This is a genomic window from Streptomyces echinoruber (genome assembly GCF_014651135.1).
Lineage (GTDB): Bacteria > Actinomycetota > Actinomycetes > Streptomycetales > Streptomycetaceae > Streptomyces > Streptomyces echinoruber.
Genome location: NZ_BMWH01000049.1, coordinates 22,442 through 28,752, shown reverse-complemented (window position 1 = coordinate 28,752; position 6,311 = coordinate 22,442). Strand labels below are relative to the sequence as shown.

Genomic DNA, 6,311 nt, shown 5'->3' with positions numbered 1-6,311 from the left:
GGGGTGCGGCACCACTGATCGTGTGCCGCACCCCCCGGGCCGCCCGGTCGTTCCCCGCGTCAGACCGCCAGGGACAGATCGCTGTCCCCTCCGGGGTCCGCCGCGGCACCCGCCGCCGCGTCCGCGGTGCGCCGCCCGGCCGACAGCAGCAGGGCATCCGCCTTGGCGATCGCGTCGTGGATGCGGTTCGTGCCCATCATGACGCACAGGGTGTAACTGACGTCCTCGAGTTCACGAGCCGTCGCCTCCCGCTCCTGCTCCGCCTGAGCGATCTGCAGCGATGCGTACCGGGTCAGCAACTTCCTGACGACCTTCGGGTCCGGAACCAGCACAGAGCGCCCCTCTCTCGAATTTTCGTGAGACGCGTATGCCCGGCAGGTGGCACTCCATGCCTCTTTCGCGCTCCGCTGTGACGTACTTGACGCATTTCGTTCGCTGCGCGCGGGCGCGCGCTCCGGCGCGCGCGCCCGGGTCAGGACCGGTCGCGCTCCGGAAGGCGCCGACGTGCGGCCATGCGCCGCTCCGCCGCCGTCAGGCCGCCCCAGATGCCCTCGTACTCGGCGTGGTGCAGGGCCCAGCTGCGGCAGTCGCGCAGGACGGGGCAGCGGCGGCACACGGTGCGGGCCTCCTCGACCTGCCGGACGGACAGGCCCCCGTCGCCGACCGGGAAGAACAGTTCGGGGTCCTCGTAGCGGCAGGCCGCCCTCTCTCGCCAGTTCATCCGGAACTCCGCTCGCGGTCGCGGCTCGGCTGAAAACCCCGGAAGGCCCCGTACCGCGGCACTCGGGGCGCCGCCCACCCGGGAGACACGCCGCAATATAAGCGTTTATGCCCCTTCGGCCAAGATTGTGCGCCATCTGTTCGGTGTGACCGGATCCGGTCGCCGGGGCCGCGGGTCAGCCCTCGGCGAGCACGCGGGCGAGGAAGGAGTCGAGGCCGGTGCGCTCCTCGCCGCCGGGCACGGCGGCGAAGGTGCGGTTGAGGAACGCCATGAGGGGCGGCGCCCAGGCGGTGATCACGGCGCGCCGCCCGGCGTCCTCGTCCTCGCTGCCGAGCAGGGTGATGCACAGTTCGTGCCGGTGGCCGCTCCAGCGCGGGCGGAAGCGGACCCGGCCCTCCCCCAGGGGCCGGCGCAGTCCCTCGACGAGCATCTCCCGGTCGAAGCGCCACTCGGCCGGCACGGTCCCGTCCTGGCAGAACGCCACGGTGACGGCGTACGGGTCGCTCGCCTCGTACCGGAGGCGGGCCAGGACGGGCGCGCCGGCTGGGGTGCCGGTCGCGGCGCTGGTCTCCAGGCGCATGAAGAGGGTGTCGCTGACGACGGCGCTCACGCGGGGCCTCCGGCGGTGCTCGGCTGCGGGGTCCCCGTCCGCTGCCCGGGTCCGGGCCGGTGATGCGGGTACGATCGGGTGATCTCGCCGGCCGGGGGCGGAGACGGCTCCGGGGGCGGCATGCGCCGCAGGACGGCGTCACGCACCACCCGGGGACGGCGTCGCGGCGCCGCAGGCCGGCGCCGGGGCGTCACGCGCCGTCCGCGGGGTTCAGGCGCCGAGGGACCGGGCCAGTTCGCCGCTGGCGCGGGCGACCTCGGTGTCCGGTTCGGCCAGGAGGTCGCGCAGGACGCCGCGGCGGGCGTGGACGGCCTGGCGGGCGCGGCGCTCCCAGACGACGTGGTTCTCGCGGTGGTTGAGCAGCTTGGGGTAGACGGCGGCGGTCTGCTCCCACTGCCGGGCGTCGGCGATGTTCTTCAGCAGCTGGATGATCTGCGCGCGGCAGGTGACGTGGGGCAACTGGGCGAGCTCCCACAGGAAGGGAACCGTCGCGGCGGTGGCCTGCTCCACGACGAAGCCGTACTGGCAGATGCGTTTCCGCAGCTCTTCAAGGGCCTGCCGCGCGCTGTCGGCGTCGCCCCGGGCGATGGTGGAGAGCAGCAGCGGGATGGCCGCCGCGCTGCCGGTGGAGTCCTTGATCTCGTGCCACGGCACCTGCCCCAGGGCGGCCAGCGGTGGGCCCGCCGCCCGCGTCCGGGGTGGGGTGCCGTCCGTGCGGTGTGCGTGCTGCTGCTCCGTCGATGCGGTGCGCATGGCGTCGGGCCCTTCTGCGGCTGTCATGTCAGGTGGGGGATCGGTCGGCGGCACGCCGGCACGGCCCGGAGGCTCTTGTCGGCCGGCGGGGTGGGCAGCCGGCCCACTCGTCGGCCGGGGCGTCCACGATGCCCGGGCTGCGGCCGTGCTCCGCCGGCGCGGAGTCGCCGGGACCGCCGGGCGAGCGGGTCGTCACCGGGATCGGAGACGGTGAGCACCAAGTGGGCGGTGTGCGGGGCCGGCCCGAGGCGGAGGTCCGCCGCGCCGCTCCCGTGCGCCTCGTGCGTGCCGTCCGGCGCGGTGCGTGGCACTGCGTGCCGCACGGCGTTGGTGGCGAGTTCGGTGCGGACGAGGGTGACGTCGTCGCCGCGGTGGCCGGGCGGCCAGTGGCGCAGCGTGTCCCGGGTGAAGGCCCGGGCGCGGGCGAAGCCCCGGCCACTGCACGGGACGCGCGGCACGGCACGGGCCCGGGCCGGTTCGTCCTCGGCGCTCGGCGCGCCGGGCGGGCGGGTGGCGCCCCGTCCCGGCGCGGCGGACCGGCCCGGCTGCGGAAACCCGCCGAAGGTGTCCGCCTCCCCGGCCCGCCCGGCCGTCTCGGTCGGCGGCCGGAGCGCGTGGCGCAGGGGTAAGGGCACGGCGTCTCCCTGATGAGCTGTCAGGTTGCGGCGCCAACGGAGGGGTTGACGCCGCAGCTATTATCCACGCTGAAGGCGCTCCCGTGCAATTGCACGAGAAATTGCGCGAAAATCGGGTGGGTGGTGCAGGAGCCACGCCGGCCTCCGCCGGCACCCGCCCGGACCGTCGCGTGCCGTGCGCGGCGACAGGCAACAGCAAGGAGACAGCGGTGCCACCAGTGCGGAACGGAGTGCGGGCGAGTTCGCTCAACGCCCGCTGGATCAAGAGCCGGCACAGCAACGCCGAGGGCAACTGCGTGGAGATCGCGGCCCTCTCCGGCGGGGACATCGCGCTGCGCAACTCCCGCGATCCCGACGGTCCGGCGCTCGTCTACACCCCGGCGGAGGTGGCGGCGTTCGTGGCCGGCGCGAAGGACGGCGAGTTCGACCACCTGCTCTGAGGCGCGTGGCCGACGGGTTCCCGCCGCCGCGCGCTGGGCACGGGGACACCACCGCCGGCCCCGGCGGGAAAACGGAGGCTCCCTTCTCAACTCGCCGCATTGCAAAGGAGGATGCGGTGCGCCGGGCGGCATCCTGATAGCCTGGGTCCCCTAGTCTGCCGGTCCACTGGGAGTCAGGATGTCCGCCGAGCCGAACCGCCTCTCCCGCCTGCAGCCCTATCTGGACCGGCCGGAACCGGCGCCGACCCTGCTGAAGATGCTGGTCGGCGTGCAGCTGGCGGGCCTGCGGGAGGACGCCGGGTATTCCCAGGAGCAGGCGGCGCGCGAACTCGGTTTCAGTCCGGCGAAGTTGTCGCGCATCGAGTCCGGCAAGGGCCGCCGCCCGCCCGCGGAGAAGGACGTCCGCGCGCTGCTGGAGCTGTACGGCACGAAGGAGTACGAGGCCTCGGTGCTGCTGCAGCTGCTGCAGCGGGCCGGCGAGCCGGGCTGGTGGCAGCGCTACGACAAGCGGCTGATGCCGGAGTGGTTCGAGCGCCTGGTCGGGCTGCAGGAGGCGGCCGCGACGATCCGTACCTTCGAGATCCAGTACGTGCCCGGCCTGCTGCAGACGCCGGAGTACACCCGGGCGGTGGTGGAGCGGGGCCTGCCGACCGCGACCGCGAACGAGGTGCGCCGCCGCGTCGAACTGCGCACCCGCCGGGCCCAGTTGCTGCTGCGTCCGGACGCCCCGCAGCTGTGGGCGGTGATCGACGAGTCGGTGCTGCTGCGCGTCCTGGGCAGCCGTGCGGTGATGCGCGAGCAGCTGGCCCACCTGATCGACATGGCCCGGCGGCCCAACGTGACCGTGCAGATCGTGCCGCTGGACGTCACCAACGCCTCGGCGCCGGCCATCTCCATCACCTATCTGCGCTTCGGCGGCCTCGACCTGCCGGACGTGGTCTACCTGGAGCACATCCGCAGCGCCAACTTCCTCGAGGACCGCGACGAGACGGAGGAGTACCGGATCACGCTGGACCGGCTGGCCGACGAGGCGCTGACGCCTTCGCAGTCCCTGGAGCTGCTGCGGACCACGATGGAGGAGCGCTACCCCGCGCCGTGACGGCGACCGCCCGCCACCGGGGCGGCCCCGGGGCGGGCGGCGGAGGGAAGAGGCCGCGCGGGCCCGCGGGCCGGTCCGCGGCGGTGCGCGAACCGGTCCGCGCGGCAGGTCAGCGGATCACGCCCACGCCGCCGAACTCGATCCACTCCTGGGTGAGCTGACGGGGCGCCACCTCGGTGTCGGGGCGCCAGGTGGACACCTCCACCAGACCCGGCTCCAGGATCTCCAGTCCCTCGAACCACTCGGCGACGTCCTTCTCCTCACGGACCCTCCCCCAGTGGCCCTGGGTCGCCTGGTCCATGAAGTCGGTGACGAACTTGCGCACCTCGGGGTCCTCGCTGACCAGTTGGCACATGACCATGACGCTGCCGGGCACGAGCCGCTCCCGTACCCGGCGCACCACGGCGAGCGGCCCGTTCTCGTCGTCGTCGGGGATGCAGTGGAAGACCGAGTTGAACAGCACGCACACCGGCTGCGAGAAGTCGATCAGGCGCCGGGTGTCGGGGTGCGAGAAGATCTCGTCGGTCTGCCGCAGGTCGGCGTGTATGACGGCGGTGCGCTCGTCCTGCTGGAGCAGCGCCCGGCCGTGCACCAGCACCATCGGGTCGTTGTCCACGTAGACGACGTGCGTCTCGGGGGCGATGCGCTGCGCGACCTGGTGCACGTTGTCCTGGGTGGGCAGGCCCGATCCGTGGTCGAGGTACTGCCGGATGCCGTGCTCCTGCGTGAGGATCCTGACCACCCGCTGCAGGAAGCGGCGGTTGTTCAGGGCCAGGCGGCGGGTGCTGGGGACGACCTTGTCGAGCTGCTCGCACGCCGCGCGGTCGGCCGCGTAGTTGTCCTTGCCGCCCAGGTAGTAGTCGTACATCCGCGCGGCGGTCGGCACCGACTCGTCGATCTTCGTGGACAGCTGGTTCTCCATGCGTTTCCCCCAAGACGTGCCGCGCCGACTGGACCGGCTGGATTGGGAGTACATCCTAGGGACAGGGCGTTCCGGCACACCAGCCCGATGCAGAAGCCCGCTTCCGCATCGAACTCGCTTGCGAGCAGCGGGTGTTGCCGGCCGGTGTCCGGTTCCGTGATCCCGGCCGGCGTCAGGGCGGGACCGGCGGCGGCCGCAAAGTCGCGGGCGTCCCCGGGGCGGCCGACGCCCGGGAACGGCGCGGCCGCCGGGGACTCGGCGAGCATCCGGGCCGGGCGGACGCGCTGCGGGCGGTTCCGTGCCGCTCGGCGACGTATGCGAAGGGGCGGCGGGCGGAGCCGGGACCACGGGCGTGCGCGATGCCGCCGAGCGGGCCACGGGCGGGGCGGGAAGGCGACGCCGGGCCGGCGTACCCGCCCGATGATCCCGAAGCGCCGGAATCGTCACCGATTCTTCATCGGCCCCGCACCCATGAACGGCGCGGATGCGAGCACTCGGACCCCGTCCGTCCGGCCGAGGGGGCATCGTGATCGTCGTCGCCGTGTCGTTACTGCCGGTTCTCTTCGCACTGCTGCTGCTCATGGACCGCCTGGAGGAGCGCTTCCTCGCGCCCGCCCCGGCGCGGCGGCGTGCCGCGGGCCGGCGCCGCCTGCGCCTGATCCCGGGCGGCCGCCGCGGCCCGCAGCCGGAGGCCGGGGCCGCCTCGGAGTCCCCCGCCGGGGACCGGGCCGCCTGACGCACACCCGCCGCGGCGGCCCGCGCCGTCCGGCACACACCCGCCGCGGCGGCCCGCGCCGTCCGGCACACACCCGCCGCGGCGGCCCGCGCCGTCCGGCACACACCCGCCGCGGCGGCCCGCGCCGTCCGGCACACCTCCACCGCAGCGGTCCGCGCCGCCTCACCGGGCCCTGTCCGGTGGGGTGGTCGACGCCTGCCCCGGCGCCTTCCGGGACGCGTCGCACGGTGCGGGTGTCGCATTCCACCCAAGCCGGCTTAAGCGATCCTTAACAAAGGGTTATGTGGTTCTCGCATCCACCGCCCGCCTCAAGTTTTTGCAGGTCAGAAGGATTTGAATGGTGAACCAACCGGTTGGACCGGGCGGGAGCGATGCGTACGATCAGGGCCCGGCAC

9 protein-coding genes are annotated in these 6,311 nt (G+C 73.7%); 3 read left to right on the top strand and 6 right to left on the bottom strand.

Annotated elements, in window-relative coordinates:
- Positions 1-59 precede the first annotated feature (59 nt).
- The 5 genes from IE225_RS31655 to IE225_RS31635 all read right to left on the bottom strand — a co-directional run bounded on the left by IE225_RS31655 (position 60) and on the right by IE225_RS31635 (position 2,719).
- The gene (locus IE225_RS31655; protein WP_190061109.1) at positions 60-332 is read right to left on the bottom strand and encodes a DUF5133 domain-containing protein; all 273 of its coding nucleotides are present in this window, start codon (positions 330-332) and stop codon (positions 60-62) included.
- Positions 333-472: 140 nt separating this feature from the next.
- The gene (locus tag IE225_RS31650) at positions 473-721 is read right to left on the bottom strand and encodes a WhiB family transcriptional regulator (protein WP_190061108.1); all 249 of its coding nucleotides are present in this window, start codon (positions 719-721) and stop codon (positions 473-475) included.
- 175 nt (positions 722-896) lie between these two features.
- Entirely contained in the window at positions 897-1,331 is a 435-nt protein-coding gene (locus IE225_RS31645) for an SsgA family sporulation/cell division regulator (protein ID WP_229880190.1), read from the bottom strand.
- Between the two features lie 210 nt (positions 1,332-1,541).
- The gene (locus IE225_RS31640) at positions 1,542-2,084 is read right to left on the bottom strand and encodes a hypothetical protein (RefSeq protein WP_190061107.1); all 543 of its coding nucleotides are present in this window, start codon (positions 2,082-2,084) and stop codon (positions 1,542-1,544) included.
- A 23-nt stretch (positions 2,085-2,107) separates the two neighbouring features.
- The gene (locus IE225_RS31635; RefSeq protein WP_190061106.1) at positions 2,108-2,719 is read right to left on the bottom strand and encodes an ATP-binding protein; all 612 of its coding nucleotides are present in this window, start codon (positions 2,717-2,719) and stop codon (positions 2,108-2,110) included.
- A gap of 209 nt (positions 2,720-2,928) precedes the next feature.
- Here IE225_RS31635 and IE225_RS31630 point away from each other — a divergent pair, with 209 nt between their 5' ends.
- Both IE225_RS31630 and IE225_RS31625 read left to right on the top strand, forming a co-directional pair.
- Complete coding sequence (locus IE225_RS31630) at positions 2,929-3,159, top strand: DUF397 domain-containing protein (protein ID WP_190061105.1); 231 nt, start codon at positions 2,929-2,931, stop codon at positions 3,157-3,159.
- Between the two features lie 178 nt (positions 3,160-3,337).
- On the top strand, positions 3,338-4,258 hold the full coding sequence (locus IE225_RS31625) for a helix-turn-helix domain-containing protein (RefSeq protein WP_190061104.1): 921 nt from the start codon (positions 3,338-3,340) through the stop codon (positions 4,256-4,258).
- Positions 4,259-4,367: 109 nt separating this feature from the next.
- On the opposite strand, the gene IE225_RS31620 is transcribed toward IE225_RS31625, so the two are convergent.
- Positions 4,368-5,180 (bottom strand): SAM-dependent methyltransferase, encoded by an 813-nt coding sequence (locus tag IE225_RS31620; RefSeq protein WP_190061103.1) that lies wholly within the window; start codon positions 5,178-5,180, stop codon positions 4,368-4,370.
- Between the two features lie 526 nt (positions 5,181-5,706).
- On the opposite strand from IE225_RS31620, the gene IE225_RS31615 reads away from it, so the two are divergent.
- Positions 5,707-5,916: a hypothetical protein gene (locus IE225_RS31615; protein WP_190061102.1), complete on the top strand. Its 210-nt coding sequence runs from the start codon at positions 5,707-5,709 to the stop codon at positions 5,914-5,916.
- Positions 5,917-6,311: the final 395 nt, after the last annotated feature.

What these genes read in the sequence shown, in the direction of transcription:
- IE225_RS31640 (WP_190061107.1), bottom strand. Translation starts at nt 2,084, where the DNA reads ATGCGCACCGCATCGACGGAGCAGCAGCACGCACACCGCACGGACGGC.
- IE225_RS31620 (WP_190061103.1), bottom strand. Translation starts at nt 5,180, where the DNA reads ATGGAGAACCAGCTGTCCACGAAGATCGACGAGTCGGTGCCGACCGCC.
- IE225_RS31625 (WP_190061104.1), top strand. Translation starts at nt 3,338, where the DNA reads ATGTCCGCCGAGCCGAACCGCCTCTCCCGCCTGCAGCCCTATCTGGAC.
- IE225_RS31650 (WP_190061108.1), bottom strand. Translation starts at nt 721, where the DNA reads ATGAACTGGCGAGAGAGGGCGGCCTGCCGCTACGAGGACCCCGAACTG.